Origin of the sequence: Micromonospora sp. NPDC047557 (genome assembly GCF_043205095.1) — a bacterium.
In the GTDB taxonomy this organism is placed as follows: domain Bacteria; phylum Actinomycetota; class Actinomycetes; order Mycobacteriales; family Micromonosporaceae; genus Micromonospora.
The window spans coordinates 124,720-141,774 of sequence record NZ_JBIDDK010000009.1; the positions used below are offsets into that span (position 1 = coordinate 124,720).

9 protein-coding genes and 2 riboswitches are annotated in these 17,055 nt (G+C 72.6%); of the genes, 5 read left to right on the plus strand and 4 right to left on the minus strand.

What is annotated here, in order from left to right:
- Positions 1-3: 3 nt before the first annotated feature.
- Positions 4-1,269 carry an Hsp70 family protein gene (locus ACGGAQ_RS21415; protein ID WP_393051811.1) on the minus strand — a complete coding sequence of 422 codons (1,266 nt, stop codon included), beginning with the start codon at positions 1,267-1,269 and terminating at the stop codon, positions 4-6.
- 298 nt (positions 1,270-1,567) lie between these two features.
- On the opposite strand from ACGGAQ_RS21415, the gene ACGGAQ_RS21420 reads away from it, so the two are divergent.
- From ACGGAQ_RS21420 to ACGGAQ_RS21435, 4 genes are all read left to right on the plus strand, one after another.
- Positions 1,568-2,455, plus strand: coding sequence for an IniB N-terminal domain-containing protein (locus ACGGAQ_RS21420; RefSeq protein ID WP_393051813.1), 888 nt, complete (start codon positions 1,568-1,570; stop codon positions 2,453-2,455).
- Positions 2,456-2,570: 115 nt separating this feature from the next.
- Positions 2,571-4,433 (plus strand): dynamin family protein, encoded by a 1,863-nt coding sequence (locus ACGGAQ_RS21425; RefSeq protein WP_393051815.1) that lies wholly within the window; start codon positions 2,571-2,573, stop codon positions 4,431-4,433.
- Entirely contained in the window at positions 4,430-5,890 is a 1,461-nt protein-coding gene (locus tag ACGGAQ_RS21430) for a GTP-binding protein (protein WP_393051816.1), read from the plus strand. Before ACGGAQ_RS21425 ends, ACGGAQ_RS21430 begins: the two co-directional genes overlap by 4 nt.
- Before the next feature lie 295 nt (positions 5,891-6,185).
- Positions 6,186-11,771: a GH92 family glycosyl hydrolase gene (locus ACGGAQ_RS21435; RefSeq protein WP_393051818.1), complete on the plus strand. Its 5,586-nt coding sequence runs from the start codon at positions 6,186-6,188 to the stop codon at positions 11,769-11,771.
- A 629-nt stretch (positions 11,772-12,400) separates the two neighbouring features.
- Here ACGGAQ_RS21435 and ACGGAQ_RS21440 read toward each other — a convergent pair.
- The 3 genes from ACGGAQ_RS21440 to ACGGAQ_RS21450 are packed head-to-tail and all read right to left on the minus strand — an operon-like array spanning position 12,401 to position 13,961.
- Positions 12,401-13,003 (minus strand): histidine phosphatase family protein, encoded by a 603-nt coding sequence (locus tag ACGGAQ_RS21440; protein ID WP_393051820.1) that lies wholly within the window; start codon positions 13,001-13,003, stop codon positions 12,401-12,403.
- Positions 13,000-13,767 carry a CbtA family protein gene (locus tag ACGGAQ_RS21445; RefSeq protein WP_393051822.1) on the minus strand — a complete coding sequence of 256 codons (768 nt, stop codon included), beginning with the start codon at positions 13,765-13,767 and terminating at the stop codon, positions 13,000-13,002. The genes ACGGAQ_RS21440 and ACGGAQ_RS21445 overlap by 4 nt, the downstream gene beginning before the upstream one ends.
- Positions 13,758-13,961, minus strand: coding sequence for a CbtB domain-containing protein (locus ACGGAQ_RS21450; protein WP_266241397.1), 204 nt, complete (start codon positions 13,959-13,961; stop codon positions 13,758-13,760). Before ACGGAQ_RS21450 ends, ACGGAQ_RS21445 begins: the two co-directional genes overlap by 10 nt.
- Before the next feature lie 58 nt (positions 13,962-14,019).
- A riboswitch (cobalamin riboswitch) is annotated at positions 14,020-14,094 on the minus strand.
- A gap of 197 nt (positions 14,095-14,291) precedes the next feature.
- A riboswitch (cobalamin riboswitch) is annotated at positions 14,292-14,512 on the plus strand.
- A 136-nt stretch (positions 14,513-14,648) separates the two neighbouring features.
- On the opposite strand from ACGGAQ_RS21450, the gene ACGGAQ_RS21455 reads away from it, so the two are divergent.
- Positions 14,649-17,039, plus strand: a complete 2,391-nt coding sequence (locus ACGGAQ_RS21455) for a ribonucleoside-diphosphate reductase subunit alpha (protein WP_393051824.1) — start codon at positions 14,649-14,651, stop codon at positions 17,037-17,039.
- The last annotated feature ends 16 nt before the right edge of the window (positions 17,040-17,055 follow it).

The following is a 17,055-nucleotide window of genomic DNA, read 5'->3' on the forward strand; positions in this document are numbered from 1 at the left end:
TGGTCATCCTTCGCGTCCCCGGCTGAGCGTCAGTGCCAGGCGGGACGCCTTCGGCAGGTCGAGGGGGAGGATCCGGACCGGAGGGCGGGGTGGCGGCTCGCCCGGATCGGTGGCGTGGTCCCGGGGTCGTCGCAGGGCCGGGATGGTGGCCCGGCCGGGGCTGGCGACCGGCGCCGGATCGCGGACCGCAGGGGGGTGCCGGGGGCGGGGTGACACCACCTGGCAGGCGGCGCTCGCCGCCCCGGTGGCGGCGGTCAGCTGCGCGTCCGGCTCCACCTCGACCGGGACCGGAAGCGCCGCGGTGATCAGCTCGGTGACCAGCGGGATGCGGGCCGAGCCGCCGGCCAGCAGGACGCCGTCGAGCTGCGTCGGCGTCAGGCCGGCGCCGTGCACGGTGCGTAGCAGGAGGTCCACTGTGGCCTGCACGGTCGGGCGGATCATGGCCTCGAACTGCGCGCGGGTCACCGGTATCCGCGCCGGGCCGGTCGGCAGGCTCAGCACCACGTCGGCGGCCAGCTCGACGGTCAGCGCCCGCTTGACCCGGTCGCACTCGGCCGGCAGCCCGCGCAGGGCGGCGTGGTGCTCCCGACGGCCGATGGCGGCCAGCTCCCGGGACAGCACGGTACGTACGTGGCTGGCCAGCAGTTCGTCGAAGTCGGCGCCGCCGATCGGGTCGAGACCCTGCGGGGTGCCGAAGCTCTCGTAGGTGCCACGCGGGGTGCGCCGCACCAGGGCCGCCTCGAAACTGGCGCCGCCCAACGCGTAGACGGCGGCCGTGGTGCCCGCGAACCCGCGGGCCGCGTGGCTCTCGGCGACCGTGACCGTGCGGGGCAGCAGCGTGACGGTGCGCAGCCCGAGGTCGACGAGCGCCCGGTGCAGCAGTTCCCGCCGGTACGGCCGCCAGCCCGCCGGGTGGCTGAGCACGACCGCCTCGGCCGGGCCGCCTTCGGCGGCGTGCACCTGCTCCACCACCCAGGCGGCCAGTTCCGCGGTGAGCGTCTGCGGCGCGCACGGCTCGCCGCCCAGCAGCAGGGGCACGTCGTCGCCGATGCGGCGGACGAAGTCCCTGGTGGTGCGGCTGCCGTCGTCGGTGACGGGCCCGCCGATGTGCAGGGCGCCGTCCTCGGCCAGGTGCAGCACCGACGGTACGAGGGGCGAGCCGGCGTTGAGCGGAACAGCCTCCGGGCGCGTCCAGGTCCGTCCGTCGCGTCGCGCGACGGCGGCGGCGGTGTTGGTGCTTCCGATGTCGATCCCCAGGACGTACGGCATCCGTCTCTTCTCTTTCCGCGAGTTGGCCGGCTGGTGGCGATGGCGTCGGGCGCTGCCCGGCGACCCACCCCCGGCGAAACCCGCGGGCTCCTACGTTCGTACCAGAGATCGCTCCCTGGTCGGGACCCTAATCTGCCCGGGACGGTTTCCCCCAGTCCCCCTAACGGTCGAGCCGATCAAGGCCCTAACGCGGCCGGATCGGATGCGGGCCGAGCCCCGATGTCCGGGGTCGGCCCCCGCAATAACGTCTCTCTCGACGAACGACGGTCGCCGACGCCAATCCGAGGAGAACCGGCACATGGACTCGCAACAGACCCTCCACGACTTCGTGCTCGACCTGCTGACCAACCCCGACGCGCGGTCGGCCTTCGACCTCGACCCGGAGGGCGCGCTGCACTCCGCGGGGCTCAGTGACATCACCGCCGCCGACGTGCAGGACGTGGTGCCGCTCGTGGTCGACTACGCGCCGGGACAGGGCCTCGCGCCGATGGTTCCGGCCGTCGGGCAGCTCGGGTTCGACCCGCTGGTGACCGACGCCACCGACGTGGTCGGCCAGCTGCAGAGCGTGGCGCAGCAGATCAGCATCACCAGCTCGCCCGCCGGGGTGGACGTCAAGGCCGGTGTGCTCGGCGCCATCGCCGTGGACCCGACGACCGTCGCCGCCGGGGTGACCGTGCTTCCGGGTGTCGGCCTGGGCGTCGGCCCGAGCGGCCTCGACACCGACCTGACCGGCGTGGCCGACGTGGCGCACACCCTCGACGCGGACGTGGTGCAGCCGGTCGACGGCATCGCCGACCCGGTGCTGGGCGGCGTGACCGGCACCGTCGGGGACCCGACCGGTGTACTCGGCGTCACCGACCCGGTGCTCGGCGGCGACGTGACCGGCGGTGTCCTCTCCGGCGTGCACGGTCAGGTCGACGGCATCGTCGGCTCCCTCGGTGTCGACGACACCCTGGGTGGCCTGGGCCTCGGGCACGGCGCCGTCGGCGGTGTGGTGCCGCCGGTCGACGTCCCGTCCGTGGTGGGCGGCGTCACGCACCACGTGGACAGTCTCCTCCCCGGTGTCACCGGCACGGTCGGTGACGTGACCGGAGGGGTCACCGACGGTGTGACCGGCGACCTGCACGACGGGGGGCCCGCCTCGTCGGACCACGGGCTGCTGGGCATCACCGGCGGTCTGCTCTGACGGGTATTCCCGTCGGAAGCGGGAGGCCGGGTCGCCTCGGGCGGCCCGGCTCTCTCCGGTTTCCTTTCCGGTCCCTCTTGCTAATTGAGCCGAAATCCGCACACTTGGTGCGGTGATGGCGGGGATCTGGTTGGACGTGCTGGACGAGATCGCCCGGACGTGCAACACACACGGTCGCGGCGACCTACTCCAGACGGTCCGACAGAAGCGGGCCCAACTGCTGGACCCGAAGCTGCGCGTCCTGGTCGTCGGCGAGCCGAACCAGGGCAAGAGTCAGCTCATCAACGCGATCATCAACGCGCCGGCCTGCCCGGTCGGTGACGGTCGTACCACAGTCCTGCCGACCGTGGTGCAGCACGCCGAGGCCGCCTCCGCGGCCGTGGTCCAGGCGCCGCCGGTGTCGGGACGGCCCGCCGGCGCCGCGGGCGCCCCGGCCGCGACGCTCGTCGAGCGGACCCCCTTGGCGCTCGACCAGATCGCGGCCGGGGTGTCCGGCACGCTCGGGCGGCGCCCGGGCGGCGGTCCGGCGTACGTCGAGATCGGGTTGCCCCGCGCGTTGCTCGCCGCCGGACTGGTGCTGGTGGACACTCCCGGCACCGACCAGGTCGCGGCGCTCGGTGGGGCCGCGGAGGTCGCCGCCTCCACCCGCGCCGACGCCGTGCTGCTGGTCTCGGACTCGACCCGGGAACTCTCGGTCGCCGAGCTGGACATGCTGCTGCACGTCACGCGCTCGCAGCCGAACGTGGTGGTGGTGCAGAGCAAGACCGATCTCGTGGCGGACTGGCGTGCGGTGGCCGAGCGCAACCGGCAGCACCTCGCCGACGCCGGTGTCGCGGCGCCGCTGATTCCGGTGTCGGCGACCCTGCGGCTGCGCGCGGCGACGACCGACGATCGCGGTCTCAACGCCGAGTCCGGCTTTCCGGCGCTGATCGCCCGCCTGCAGCGGGACCTGACCGGCAAGGCCGATCACCTGGCGCGGGCGTCGGTGCAGGCGGTGGCCCGTACGGTGGTGGAGCAACTGGCCGCGCCGCTGCGCGCCGAGCTGGCGACGCAGGAGGCCGAGGAGCAGTCCGGGCCGATCTCCCGCTTGCACGCCGCCCAGCGGGAGGTCGACGAGCTGCGCCGCTGCTCCACCCGGTGGCAGAACACGCTCGCCGACGAGATGGCCGACCTGCTCTCCGACATCGAGTACGACCTGCGCGACCGCACCCGCCAGATCCTGCGGGCCGTGGACGAGGCGTTCGACGCGGCGGACCCCCTCGTCGCCTGGGACACCTTCGCCGAGTGGCTGGAGCGCAGTCTCGTCGAGGCCGCGGAAGCCAACCACGAGTGGCTGATCCAGCGCTGCGACTGGATCGCGCGTCGGGTGGCCGCCAACTTCAACCGGTACGGCTACGACGTGCTGCCGCCCTGGTCGATGACGATGCCGGCGGATCTCGGCGACCGGCTGCCGGATCTGGAGCGACCGAGGATCGACAAGTTCACCACCGGCCAGAAGTTGTTCACCGGCATGAAGGGCTCGTACGGCGGCATGCTGATGTTCGGCCTCGCGACGACCCTGGCCGGAATGCCGATGATCAACCCGGTCTCGGTCGGCATCGGCGCGCTCTTCGGCGGCAAGAGCATCCGTGACGAGGGCAAGCAGTTGCTGCGTCGCCGCCAGGCGACCGTCAAGACGGCCATTCAGCGGCATGTCGACGAGTTCTTCGTCCGGATGGTCCGGGACTGCCGGGACGCCACCCGCCAGGTGCAGCGGATGCTGCGCGATCACTTCACGGGGCTGACCGAGGAGTTGCAGGAGGCCATCGTGCAGTCGTTCCGCAGCGCGAAGCAGGAGGCCGACACCGATGTCGCCCTGCGCGAGCAGCGGCAGCGGGAGATCCGGCTGAAGATGACCCGCCTGGCCGCGCTCTACGAGCAGTCCCAGCAGTTGACCGGCGCCCGGTCCACCCCGGTGCTGCTGGAGCCCCGGGCATGACCGTCGGGGTGCGGTTGGACGAGGCGGCGTGGGGGCTGCTGCACCAGGCCATGGACGTCTACCAGCACGACGCGCGGGCCGTCGGGCGGTTGCGGCACCAGGTGGCGCGGTTGGAGCAGCCGCTGCGGATCGCGGTGGCCGGCCCCTGGCGTGCCGGCAAGTCGACGGTGCTGAACGCGTTGATGGGGGAGGAGGTCGCGCCGGTCGAGGGCGCGGACGGCGTCTTCACCTGGTACGAGGACGGCGCTTCGCCGCGCGCCACCGCCTACCCGGTGGGCCAGCCTCCCCAGGAGCTGACGGTGGTCAAGTCGGCGACCGGGATGCGGGTGGATCTCGGCTGGCGGGTCGGGGAGGTGCGCGACATCGTGGTGCGGTGGCCGACGCGGGCGTTGCGGCAGGTGACGCTTATCGACACCCCGGCGCTCGCGGCGGTCGACGAGCAGGGCCACGCGCCGGTGCTGGATCGCGTCCTGCGGGACTCGGACGCGGTGCTGTTCCTGACCCGCGACGGCCGCGACAGTGACCTGCGGGTGTTGGAGTCCGCTCGGGACAGTGTCGTCGGGCAGGCCGCCCCGGTGAACGTGATCATGGTGTTGTCCCGGGCGGACGAGGTGGGCGGCGGCCGGATCGACGGGCTGCTCACCGCCCGTCAGCTGGCCCGACGGCACCACCGGGATCCCCGGGTGGGCGCGCTGGCCGTGAACGTGGTGGCGTGCAGCGGGGCGATCGGCCTCGCGGGCCGGATGCTGAGCGAGTCCGACTTCGCCGCGCTCGCGGCGCTGGCCGGGGCGTCCCGCGCCGAGCTGGAGGCCCACCTGCTCTCCGCCGACCGCTTCGTCCGGGGCGAACTTCCGGTGCACCTGGCCTCCGAGGTGCGCGGCGGTCTGCTGGATCGGTTCGGGCTCTTCGGGATCCGGCTCGCGACGACCCTGGTGCGCGGCGGATTCGACACCCGGGTGGCGTTGTCGGCCGAGCTGATCCGGCGCAGTGGGCTCACCGAGCTGCGGGAGTCGATGACCCGCTGTTTCGTGGATCGTCGCGACACGCTCAAGGCGCGCTCGGCACTGGCCGCGGTGGAGGCCCTGGTCCGGGCCGAGCCGGTGCGCGGGGCCGACGAGTTGGTCGGCGCCATCGAGCAGATCCTGGCGGGTGCGCACGAGTTCCGGGAGCTGCGCCTGCTGGTGGCGCTGCGCAACGCCCGTCTCGGTTTCGACGCCGAGCTGGCGGCCGAGGCGCAGCGGCTGGTGGGCGGCGAGGGGGTTGGTCTGGCCGCGCGGCTCGGTGTGGAGCACGAGGCGACAGTGCAGCGGCTCTGGGAGGTCGCCGCCGATGCCCAGTGGCGGTGGCGCGACCGGGCCGAGGATCCTCTGCTCCCGCTGGCCCAGCGCCGGGGCGCGGAGGTCGTCGTCCGCAGTTGCGAGGGGATGCTGGCCGAGCTGGCCGCGGGCGGTCGCTGAGCGCCGCAGGCCCGGGGCGTCCACCCGGGACGCACCGGTCCGGCGTGTTTCCTTCCGGTCAACCCATTGACAGGGCCGTGGTCGCCCGGAAACATCTGCCCAACATCCACCGGTTCTGCCCTCGCTTGTCACGCACGTCCGATGACAACGATGTCAGGGCCGACCCGTCCCTCCACGATCGACCGCAGCAGCCACCGTCCCTCCCGCTCAGACGTACGACGTACTCGACCGGATCGAGTCGAAAGGCCCCGCCCCCATGCCGTATCTCCCCCGTGCGCGCACCGTGTCCCTCCGGATGGCCGCCGCGACCACCGCCGCCCTGCTGCCGCTGGGGCTGGTCGTCGCCGCGCCCCTGGCCAACGCCGCGCCCAATGTCGCCCCACCGGGCTCCTTCAGCTCCTCGTTCGAGTCGGCCGACCCGCAACCCGCCACCAGCACCGTCGAGGTCGACAGGTCGGGCCGGCCCGTGCAGGGCAACCTGAGCGGATCGAGCAGCGCGAACCTGCCCGGCAGCCTGCTCGGCCAGGTCGATGCCGTGACCGCGAGCGCCCAGAACCCCCCGAACGAGATCGCGGCGAACCTCGCCGACGGCAACCCGTCGACCAAGTGGCTGGCGTTCGAACCGACCGGCTGGGTGACGTACCGGCTGGCGAAGCCGGCGGCCGTGGCGCGGTACGCGCTGACCTCGGCGGACGACGAACCGACCCGCGACCCCCGCGACTTCACCCTCCAGGGGTCCACCGACGGCAACACCTGGACGGACCTGGACCGGCAGACGCAGCAGCGCTTCGCCAAGCGGTTCGCCACCAACACGTACCGCGTCTCCAACACGACCGCGTACGGCTGGTACCGGCTGTCCATCTCCGCGAACTCCGGTAACTCCCTGACCCAGCTCGCCGGCTGGGACATCAGCGACGGCTCGGACGTCCGCCCGCCCGCCACGCCCATGGTCACCGGCGTCGGCCCCGGGCCGGTCGGCGGCTACACGACGAAGCCGAGCGCCGGCTTCACCGGGCTGGCCGCGCTGCGCTACTCCGGCGGCGCGGAGGCCGACGGCCGCTCGTACGCGACGAACCGGCTCTTCGACGTCGACATCCCGGTCGGGCCGAACACCCGCCTGTCCTACCGGATCTTCCCCGAGTTCACCGGCCAGGACGCCCGGTACCCGTCCACCTACGCGGCCGTCGACCTGCACTTCACCGACGGCAGCTACCTCAGCGGACGGTCGGCGGTGGACCAGCACGGCTACGCGCTGACGCCGGCCGGCCAGGGCGCGTCGAAGGTGCTCTACGCCGACCAGTGGAACGCGGTGCGCGCCGACATCGGCGCCGTCGCCCGGGGCAAGACGATCGACCGCATCCTGCTCGCCTACGACAACCCGCAGGCCACCTGGGAGACCCGGTTCCAGGGCTGGCTCGACGACGTCGAGGTGACCGGTTCGCCGGCGGCGATCGACGGCTCCCGGCTGACCAACTACGTCGACACCCGGCGCGGGACCAACTCGACGGGCGGGTTCTCGCGCGGCAACAACCTGCCGATCACCGCGGTGCCGAACGGCTTCAACTTCTTCACCCCGGTGACCGACGCGACCTCCGACTCCTGGGAGTACGAGTACCACCGCGCCAACAACGCGGCGAACCTGCCCACGTTGCAGGGCCTCGCGATCTCCCACGAGCCCAGCCCGTGGATGGGTGACCGCAATCAGATGTCGGTGATGCCGGTCGCCGGCGACGGCCCCCTCACCGGGTCACCCGCCAGCCGGGCGCTCGCCTTCCGGCACGACGACGAGACGGCGCAGCCGGACCTCTACCGGGTCACGACGCAGAGTGGTCTGGTGGCGGAGATGTCGCCCACCGACCACGCCGGGATCATGCGGTTCACCTTCGGCCCCGGCCCGGCGACCGGAAGTCTCGTCTTCGCCAAGGGCACGTTCACCATCGGCGCCGACGGCACCTTCACCGGCTGGGTCGACAACGGAAGCGGCCTGTCCGCCGGGCGCAGCCGCATGTTCGTCTCCGGCACCTTCGACCGGGCGCCGACGGCGTCCACCACGACGTCCGCCACCTTCGACGTCTCCGCCGAGCGGCAGGTGACGATGCGGATCGCCACCTCGTTCCTCTCCGTCGACCAGGCCCGCCGCAACCTCGACCTGGAGGTGACCGGCCGGAGCTTCGATGCGATCCGCGACGCCGCCACCGCCGCGTGGAAGGACCGCCTCGGCCGGGTCGAGCTGCAGGGCGCGACCGAGACGCAGCTGGTCACCATGTACTCGAACCTGTACCGGCTCAACCTGTACCCGAACTCCCAGTCGGAGAACACCGGCACCGCTACCGCACCCCACTGGCAGTACGCCAGCCCGGTGTCCGCGCCGACCGGCACGTCGACCGCCACCCGGACCGGCGCGAAGATCGTCGACGGCCAGATCTACGTCAACAACGGCTTCTGGGACACCTACCGCACGGTGTGGCCCGCCTATGCGCTCCTCTACCCGGACGTCGCCGCCAGGATCTCCGACGGTTTCGTCCAGCACTACCGTGACGGCGGCTGGATCGCCCGCTGGTCGTCGCCCGGCTACGCCGACCTGATGACCGGCACCAGCGCGAACGTGGCTCTCGCTCAGGCGTACCTCACCGGGGTCAAGCTGCCCGACCCGCTCGCGGCGTACGACGCGGCCGTCAAGGACGCGACAGTCGCGTCCGGGCGCGGCGCGGTCGGCCGCAAGGGCATCGAGACCTCGCTCTTCCTCGGCTACACGCCGACCTCCACGGGGGAGTCGGTGTCGTGGGCGCTGGAGGGCTACATCAACGACTACGGCATCGGCAACATGGCCGCCGCCCTGGCCAAGGACCCGGCCACGCCGAAGTCGCGGCGGGACCAGCTCAAGGAGGAGTCCCGGTACTTCCTGGAGCGTGCCCGCAACTACGTCCACCTCTTCGATGACAAGACGAAGCTCTTCCAGGGCCGCGACGCCTCCGGCACGTTCCTCGCCGGTGACCCGCTGGACTGGGGTGGCGTCTACACCGAGACCAACGGGTGGAACTTCGCGTTCACCGCGCAGCAGGACCCGCAGGGCCTGATCAACCTGTACGGCGGGCAGAAGGCCCTGCGCGACAAGCTCGACACCTTTTTCGCCACCGGAGAGAACGCCGACCGCCCTGGCGGCTACGGCGGCATCATCCACGAGATGCTCGAGGCCCGCGCGGTGCGCCTGGGTCAGCTCGGCATGAGCAACCAGCCGTCGCACCACATTCCGTACCTGTACGACATCGCCGGCGCGCCGGCGAAGACGCAGGCCATCGTGCGCGAGATCATGCAGCGCCTCTACGTCGGCAGCGAGATCGGCCAGGGCTATCTGGGCGACGAGGACAACGGGGAGATGTCGGCCTGGTACGTCCTCAGTTCGCTGGGCATCTACCCGTTGCAGGCGGGCTCGACGAACTGGGCCATCGGCTCGCCGCAGTTCACCAGGATGACCGTCCACCGCCCGACCGGCGACATCGTGGTCAACGCCGCGAACAACAGCAGCCGCAACGTGTACGTGCAGAGCGTCAAGGTCAATGGCAAGAAGCAGCGCGAGGTGTCCATCGACGTGTCCGCGCTCGCCCGGGGCGCAACGATCGACTTCCAGATGGGACCGAACCCGTCGTCCTGGGGCACCGGCCGCAACGACGGGCCGCCGTCGCTGACCAAGGGTGATGAGGCGCCGCAGCCGTTGCAGGACGTCACCGGGCCGGGCCTCGGCACCGCCACCTCCAGTGGCGGTCAGGACGCGGCGAAGCTGTTCGACGACTCGTCGACCACGCAGCTGACCGCGTCGTCGGGCACGCCGCAGATCAGCTGGGCCTCCCGTGGCGGCCGCCAGAAGCCGACGTACTACACGCTCACCTCCGGCGCGGGCGCCGGCGACGCGGCGGACTGGCGGCTGCAGGGCTCCACCGACGGCCTCACCTGGAGCACCCTGGACTCCCGCGCGGGCGAGGTGTTCCGCTGGCGCAACCAGACCCGGCCGTTCCGGATCGACAAGCCGGGGCGGTACTCCCAGTTCCGCCTCGTCGTGACGAAGACCGTCGGTGCCGCGCAGCCGACCCTCGCCGAGATCGAGCTGCTCGCCGGCGGCGACCTCGACCTGGGCGGCGGCGACATCACGGTGACCGCCACCGACGGCGCGCACGCGCTCTCCGGCGCACCCGCGACGGTGGCGCTGGCCACGGTCACCGGCGGCGCCGCCGACGACTACCGGGCGACGATCGACTGGGGCGACGGCTCACCGGCCACCGAGGGCACCCTGACGCTGAGTTCGCGGGCCGTGTACCGCGTCAGCGGCGAACACACCTACGCCACGCCCGGCTACCACCAGGCGAACGTCACCGTCACCGACGGCACCAGCCAGGGCTCGGTGACGGTCGGCGTCGACGTCGCGTACGCGCCGAAGAACGGTCTCACCGCGGCGTTCGACACCGTGTGCGTCGGCGACGAGGGCATCCTCGCGGCGGACTGCGACGCGAAGTCGTGGGCGTACTCGCGGGCCGCCCTGGCCGCGGCCGGCGTGACCCAGGGTCAGCGGCAGCAGGTGCCGGGCACGGCGCTGGGCTTCACCCTGCCGCAGATCCCGGCCGGGCAGCCGGACAACGCCACCGGCAACGGCGCGACGATCGCTCTGCACCTGCCGTCCGACGCTCGGAACATCTCGTTCATCGGCGCCGGCACGCAGGGCAACCAGAGCACCGCCGGCACGGTGACGTTCAGCGACGGCAGCACCGCCAGCATCCCGATCCAGTTCAGTGACTGGACGCTGGGCGGCAACGCCAACGGCACCCCGTCGTACGGCAACATCGTGGTCGCGAAATCCGCGTACCGGCTCAGTGGCACGAGCCGCGACGGCGCGCAGCCGTTCCTGTTCGCCACCACGCCGTACCAGATCCCGGCGGGTAAGACGCTGGTCTCGGTGACCCTGCCGACGCAGACCGGCGATCCCCGCTCGGCGGGCCGGATCCACGTGTTCGCCGTCGCCGACGACGGCACGCCGGCCGCCGCGCTGGCGACCACCGCCCCCACCGACCAGAGCGTCGACGCCGGGCAGGTCCTCGCGGCGAACCTCGGGTCCGTGACCGGCGGCGTCCCCGGCGAGACCGGCTACCGCGCCCGCGTCCAGTGGGGCGACGGCACGGTTCCGGACGACGTCACGATCGGCGAGGCCGGCGCGCTGAGCGGCCAGCACACCTACGCGCGGGAGGGCACCTACACGGTGCACGTCACGGCGTGGGACACGCTGTCGAGCAGCACCGCCACCTTCACCGTCACCGTCCGGCGTGCCGGGCCGCAGCAGACGCTCGCGGTGTCCGGGCCTCAGCCGGTCGTCGCCGGTGACGCGGTCACGGTCGACGGCAGCGGCTTCGCCGCCGGCGAGCGGGTGACGGTGGTTCTGGCCGCCGGCACGACGCGGAGCGTGACGGTCTCGGCGTCCGCGACGGGCACGGTCCGCGCCTCCGTCGCGACGTCGGGGGACACGGCACCGGGCCGGTACGCCGTCAGCGCCACCGGCGCGTCCTCGGGTACGCCGGCGACGGCCACCGTCCAGGTGACCGCGCGCCCGGCGGGCCCGGCGTACCAGCCGCGCGTGTCGCTGCCCACGACGTCCGGACCGCGCGGCGCGTCGATCACGGTCGACGGCTCCGGGTTCGCGCCGAACGAGGCGATCACGGTCAGCGTCGGCGACGGTCGTGCGGTCGGCACGGTGCGCGCGAACGGCGACGGCGTGGTCTCCGGCGCGACCGTCAACGTTCCGGATTCGGCGCAGCCGGGCGTGACCAGTGTGATGCTGTCCGGCGCCACGTCGGCGACGGCCGTGTCCCGACCGTTCACGGTCACCGGCGCGAAGTAGGCCGGGAACAACACAGTCGGGCGGGCCGTGCTTCACGGCCCGCCCGACACCCGTTCTGGGCCCGCCCGATCTCGACCCCGAGACCCGCGCGCGTCACGCGTCGTGGTCGTGGATCGTGGGTCGCGCGTGGTGGCCGCGCGTCGTGCGTCGTCCCTCGCGCGTCGTGGTCGTACTCGTGCGTCGTGGTCGTGGTCGTGGGTCGCGCGTGGGTCGTGGGTCGTCGCGGTCGGGCGTCCTGGTCGCGCTTCGCGCTTCGCGCTTCGCGCGTTGAGGGGCGCGGGGCGCGGGTCGTGCGGCCGCCGGCCTTGCGTGGCCTTGTCGCTCCGCAGGACCGGAGAGGCCGTGTCGCCCGTGAGGCACATACCTCAGAGTCATATTTATACCTCTGAGGTATGTCGCTCACCGGTCCATACGCCTGCCGGCCGCCCCGACCCCGCCGCCGCCCGCTTCCCCGCCGCCGTCGGCTGGCGCCCGCGCGCCACCGACGTCCGCGATCCACCCGCCGGGGCCGGTACTGACGGTCAATGCCAGTGCCGGGCAGAGACCACCGATCCGATTCCGCCGGGCACGGGTCCGTCCATGCCGCCCCAAATCTGGGGCAGCTCTACAGGGTCCGTGGTCGACCCTCGTCACCCGCTCGCGGGTGCCGGGGGCGCGCTCAGGCGGAGCCGCCACCGTGGGCCCTGGCCGGTGAGCCGGACGATCGCCAACGGCTCGACGTCCAGTTGCCGGTACGTCGCCAGCGGCAGTCCCAGGGCGTGCACGACCGCGACCCGGATCACGAGCGGGTGGGTGACGGCCGTGACCCGCCGGCCGAGGCCGCGCTGTTCGTCCAGCCACCTGCCGACGCGCTCGCGCAGGGCGGCGACGGATTCGCCCCCGTGCGGCGCGGCGTCCGGGGTGGACAGCCACTCGCGCAGCGCGTCGGGCTGCCCGGCGCCGATCTCCTCCAGCGACCGGCCGGTCCAGTCGCCGTAGTCGCAGTCGGCCAGCGCCGGCTCCACGGCGGGCGCGAGGCCGAGGGCGTACGCGGTCTGGACGGCCGCCGCCGCGGGGCTGGACAGGCAGGCGTCGGCCTCGCCCGATGCTGCCCGCCGGCCCAGCACGGTGGGGGACAGGGCGAGGGCGGCGCCGCGGCCACCCTCGTCCAGTGCGTCGTTCCCGCCGAACCGGGCCCGCCGCAGGGCGTCGGTGTGACCGTGGGCGACCAGCCGCAGGCTGGTGGCGTTCACCCGGCCGGTCGTGCGTCGGTGACCGCGCGCTGCCGGTGCATCAGGGCGGCGAAGAGCAGGCCGATCCCGGTCCACAGCACCACCTGGGTGCCGAGGGAGGCGAGCCGGAAGCTCCACAGCAGCGTGGCGGGGAAGTCGCCCGGGACCTCCTGGAACGACGGCAGCACCACGTAGGCCACGCCGGTGACCAGCAGGAAACCGCCGACCGCCGCGGCGGCGCGCAGCCACACCGGCGCCTGCTCGCCGACCGACCGGTAGCCCAGCGAACCGGACCAGACCGCCACCAGGCCGAGGACCACCAGCAGCAGGTAGGTGACCGTGCGCTGGTTGATGGTGGCCGGGTCGCCGACGGCCGGAGGGTTCGGCGGGTACTTGAGGAACGGCACGATCACCGCGCCGAGCAGCGCGCCGCCGGCCAGCAGCAGGCCGGACCACCCGTCGTCAACCGTGCGCCGCCGCCGGTTCAGCAGGACGTACGCGGTGGCCAGCAGGCCACCCATCGCGGCGCCGAACAGGGCGGTGGCCAGGAACAGCCCGCCGCGCTGGCCGTTCCTGCTGACCAGAGCGTCCTCGTCGTGCTGGTGCCCCCCGGTGGCGGGTTCGGCGTGTGCCGCCTCCTCGAGGGCGATGGCCGCCTCGACGTGGGGTTCGCCGACGACGTAGGCGAACGTTCCGGCGAGCAGGCCGGCCACCAGGCCAGCGAGCAGCCCGCGCAGGAGAACCGTGACGAACGTGGGTGCGCTGCCGGTGCCGCTCAGTGGCACGGGACACCGAGCAGGTGCCGGCCGTCGTGCATCAGTTCGTGCAGGTACATCCCGCTGCGCGAGACCGCGCCCTGGTCGAAGGCGACGAGATAGGCCAGCAGGGTGAGTACGGCGACGGTGGCCAGGACCGTCCACAGGAGACGGGTCGGGGCAGCGGGGTGCACCAGCGGCTGGCTGGACGTGGAACTGGACATGCGCGCACGAACCTCCTCGGGGATGACGCGTCCCCATCGCAAGGCTGCGGACGACCGAGCGTCCTGGCTCGCGGGCCCCAAGGTCGGGGACCGCTCACAGTGGCGCGACCGCGCCGGATTCTCACCGGCTTCCCTCGCGTCGCCGCAGATAGTGGGTCGACCGTAGCGGTGCCGGTTCTCCTCGGTCAAGCCGACGGCGATGTCCGAACGCGACGCCGCCCGATGCTCGCGCGTCCGCCGTCGCCGACGGATCGACGACGGCCGTCAGCGACGACCGCGACACGCCCGAACCCGACATGTGGGGTGTGACAAAGCCGGCCGCCCCTATATATGGTGTCGACCGCAGCTGGTTCGGCCACTCATCCCAGGGTGGCCGAGGCAAGAGGGAACCCGGTGGAATTCCGGGACTGCCCCGCAGCGGTGAGTGGGAACGACCGCCGTCATCAGCACTGGGCCGCCACCTGGCCTGGGAAGCGACGGCCAGTAGGGGACCGGGTTAACCCCGGTCGTGCCCGCGAGTCCGAAGACCTGCCAGCGCGCCGCGTACCCGCATCCGGGTGGGCGGTGGTCCGAGGCCGCGTGGGACGGCCGACGCCTTTCGGATCCGCGCCCCCGGCGTGGCGTCCGTCGGTGTCGGTCTCCTCGTGCCGAAGGCCATCAGGTCCTCAAGCTCGCGAGGAGTGAGTGGTGACAGTTACCGAGGTAGCCGCGGCCGGCGGCGAGACGGCCCTCCGGGGTACGCCGACGCAGGTCCGCGAACGCGACGGCGCCAGCGAGCCGGTGGACGTGCGCAGGCTCGTCGCCGAGGTCGAGCGCTGGGCCGACGACCTGCCCGACGTCGATCCGCTGCGGGTGGCGACCCGCACGATCAGCGGCCTGTACGACGGCGCGACGACAGCCGAGCTGGACCGGCTGACCATCCAGACCGCAGCCGAGATGATCGGTACGGAGCCGCAGTACTCGCGCCTCGCCGCCCGGCTGCTGGCCAGCCACATCGACCGGGAGGTACGTCGACAGGGCGTCACCTCGTTCAGCGCGGCGATCCGGACCGGCCACGCGCAGGGGCTGATCGGAGACGAGACCGCCGCGTTCGTCGCCGCGCACGGCCGCACACTCGACGACGCCGTCGACGCCGACGGCGACCGCCGCTTCGAGTACTTCGGGCTGCGTACGGTCTACGACCGGTACCTGCTGCGCCACCCCACCACCCGGCTGGTGCTGGAGACCCCGCAGTACTGGCTGCTGCGGGTGGCCTGCGGCCTGTCCCGTACGCCGGACGAGGCGGTGGGCTTCTACCGGCTGATGTCCAGCCTGGCCTACCTGCCCAGCTCCCCGACGCTGTTCAACTCCGGCACCCGGCACACGCAGATGTCCTCGTGCTACCTCGTCGACTCGCCGCGCGACGAGTTGGACTCGATCTACCAGCGCTACGCCCAGGTCGCGAGCCTGTCCAAGTTCGCCGGTGGCATCGGCATCGCGTACTCCCGCGTCCGGTCCCGGGGCGCGCTGATCCGCGGCACAAACGGGCAGTCCAACGGGATCGTGCCGTGGCTGCGCACGTTGGACGCGAGCGTCGCCGCAGTCAACCAGGGTGGCCGGCGCAAGGGCGCGGCCTGCGTCTACCTGGAGCCGTGGCATCCGGACATCGAGGAGTTCCTGCAACTGCGGGACAACACCGGCGAGGACGCCCGGCGTACCCACAACCTGAACCTCGCCAACTGGATCCCGGACGAGTTCATGCGCCGGGTCGAGGCCGACGAGGTGTGGTCGCTGTTCGACCCGGACGAGGTTCCCGAGCTGCCCGACCTGTGGGGGGAGCGGTTCGACGCCGCGTACCGGGCGGCCGAGGCGCAGGGCCGCTACGTGCGGCAGGTGCCGGCGCGGGAGCTGTACGGGAAGATGATGCGCACCCTGGCCCAGACCGGCAACGGCTGGATGACCTTCAAGGACGCGGCCAACCGGCTGTGCAACCAGACGGCCGAGCCGGGCAACGTGGTGCACCTGTCCAACCTCTGCACCGAGATCATCGAGGTGTCCAGCGACGCCGAGACCGCGGTGTGCAACCTCGGCTCGGTGAACGTCGCCGCCCATCTGACCGGGAGCGGCATCGACTGGCCGCGACTGCGCGCCACGGTCCGGACGGCGGTGACGTTCCTCGACCGGGTCATCGACATCAACTACTACCCGACCTCGCAGGCGGCGGCGAGCAACCCCCGTTGGCGGCCGGTCGGGCTCGGACTGATGGGCCTGCAGGACGTGTTCTTCGCACTGCGGCTGCCGTTCGACTCGCCGGCCGCGCGGGAGTTGTCCACCCGGATCAGCGAGGAGCTGTACCTGACGGCGCTGGAGACCTCCGCCGACCTGGCGCGCCAGTTCGGCGCCCATCCGGCGTACGCCCAGACCCGGGCCGCGCGGGGCCAGCTCCAGCCCGACCTGTGGGGTGTCGAGGGTACGCAGACCGCGCGCTGGGCCGCGCTGCGCCAGCGGGTCGGGGAGTACGGGCTGCGCAACTCGCTGCTGGTGGCGGTCGCGCCGACCGCGACCATCGCCTCGATCGCCGGTTGTTACGAGTGCGTCGAGCCGCAGGTCTCCAACCTGTTCAAGCGCGAGACCCTGTCCGGGGAGTTCCTCCAGATCAACACGGCCCTGGTTCGCGAGCTGAAGGCGCGTGGCCTGTGGACCGAGCAGATCCGGTCGGCGATCCGGCGCGCGGAGGGGTCGGTGCAGGACGTCGCGGAACTCCCGGCCGACGTGCGGGAGCTGTTCCGCACCGCGTGGGAGCTGCCGCAGCGGGCGCTGATCGACCTGGCCGCCGCCCGCGCCCCGTTCATCGACCAGTCCCAGTCGCTGAACCTGTTCCTGGCCTCGCCTACCATCGGCAAGCTCTCCTCGATGTACCTGTACGCCTGGAAGACCGGGCTGAAGACCACCTACTACCTGCGCTCCCGTCCCGCCACGCGCATCCAGCAGGCCACCGTCACGCCCGCCGCCGTCGCCCTCGTCACGCCGTCGGCGAGCGACGCCGAGGCGCTGGCCTGCTCGCTGGAGAACCCCGAGTCGTGCGAGGCGTGCCAGTGACCGCTTCCGACACCAC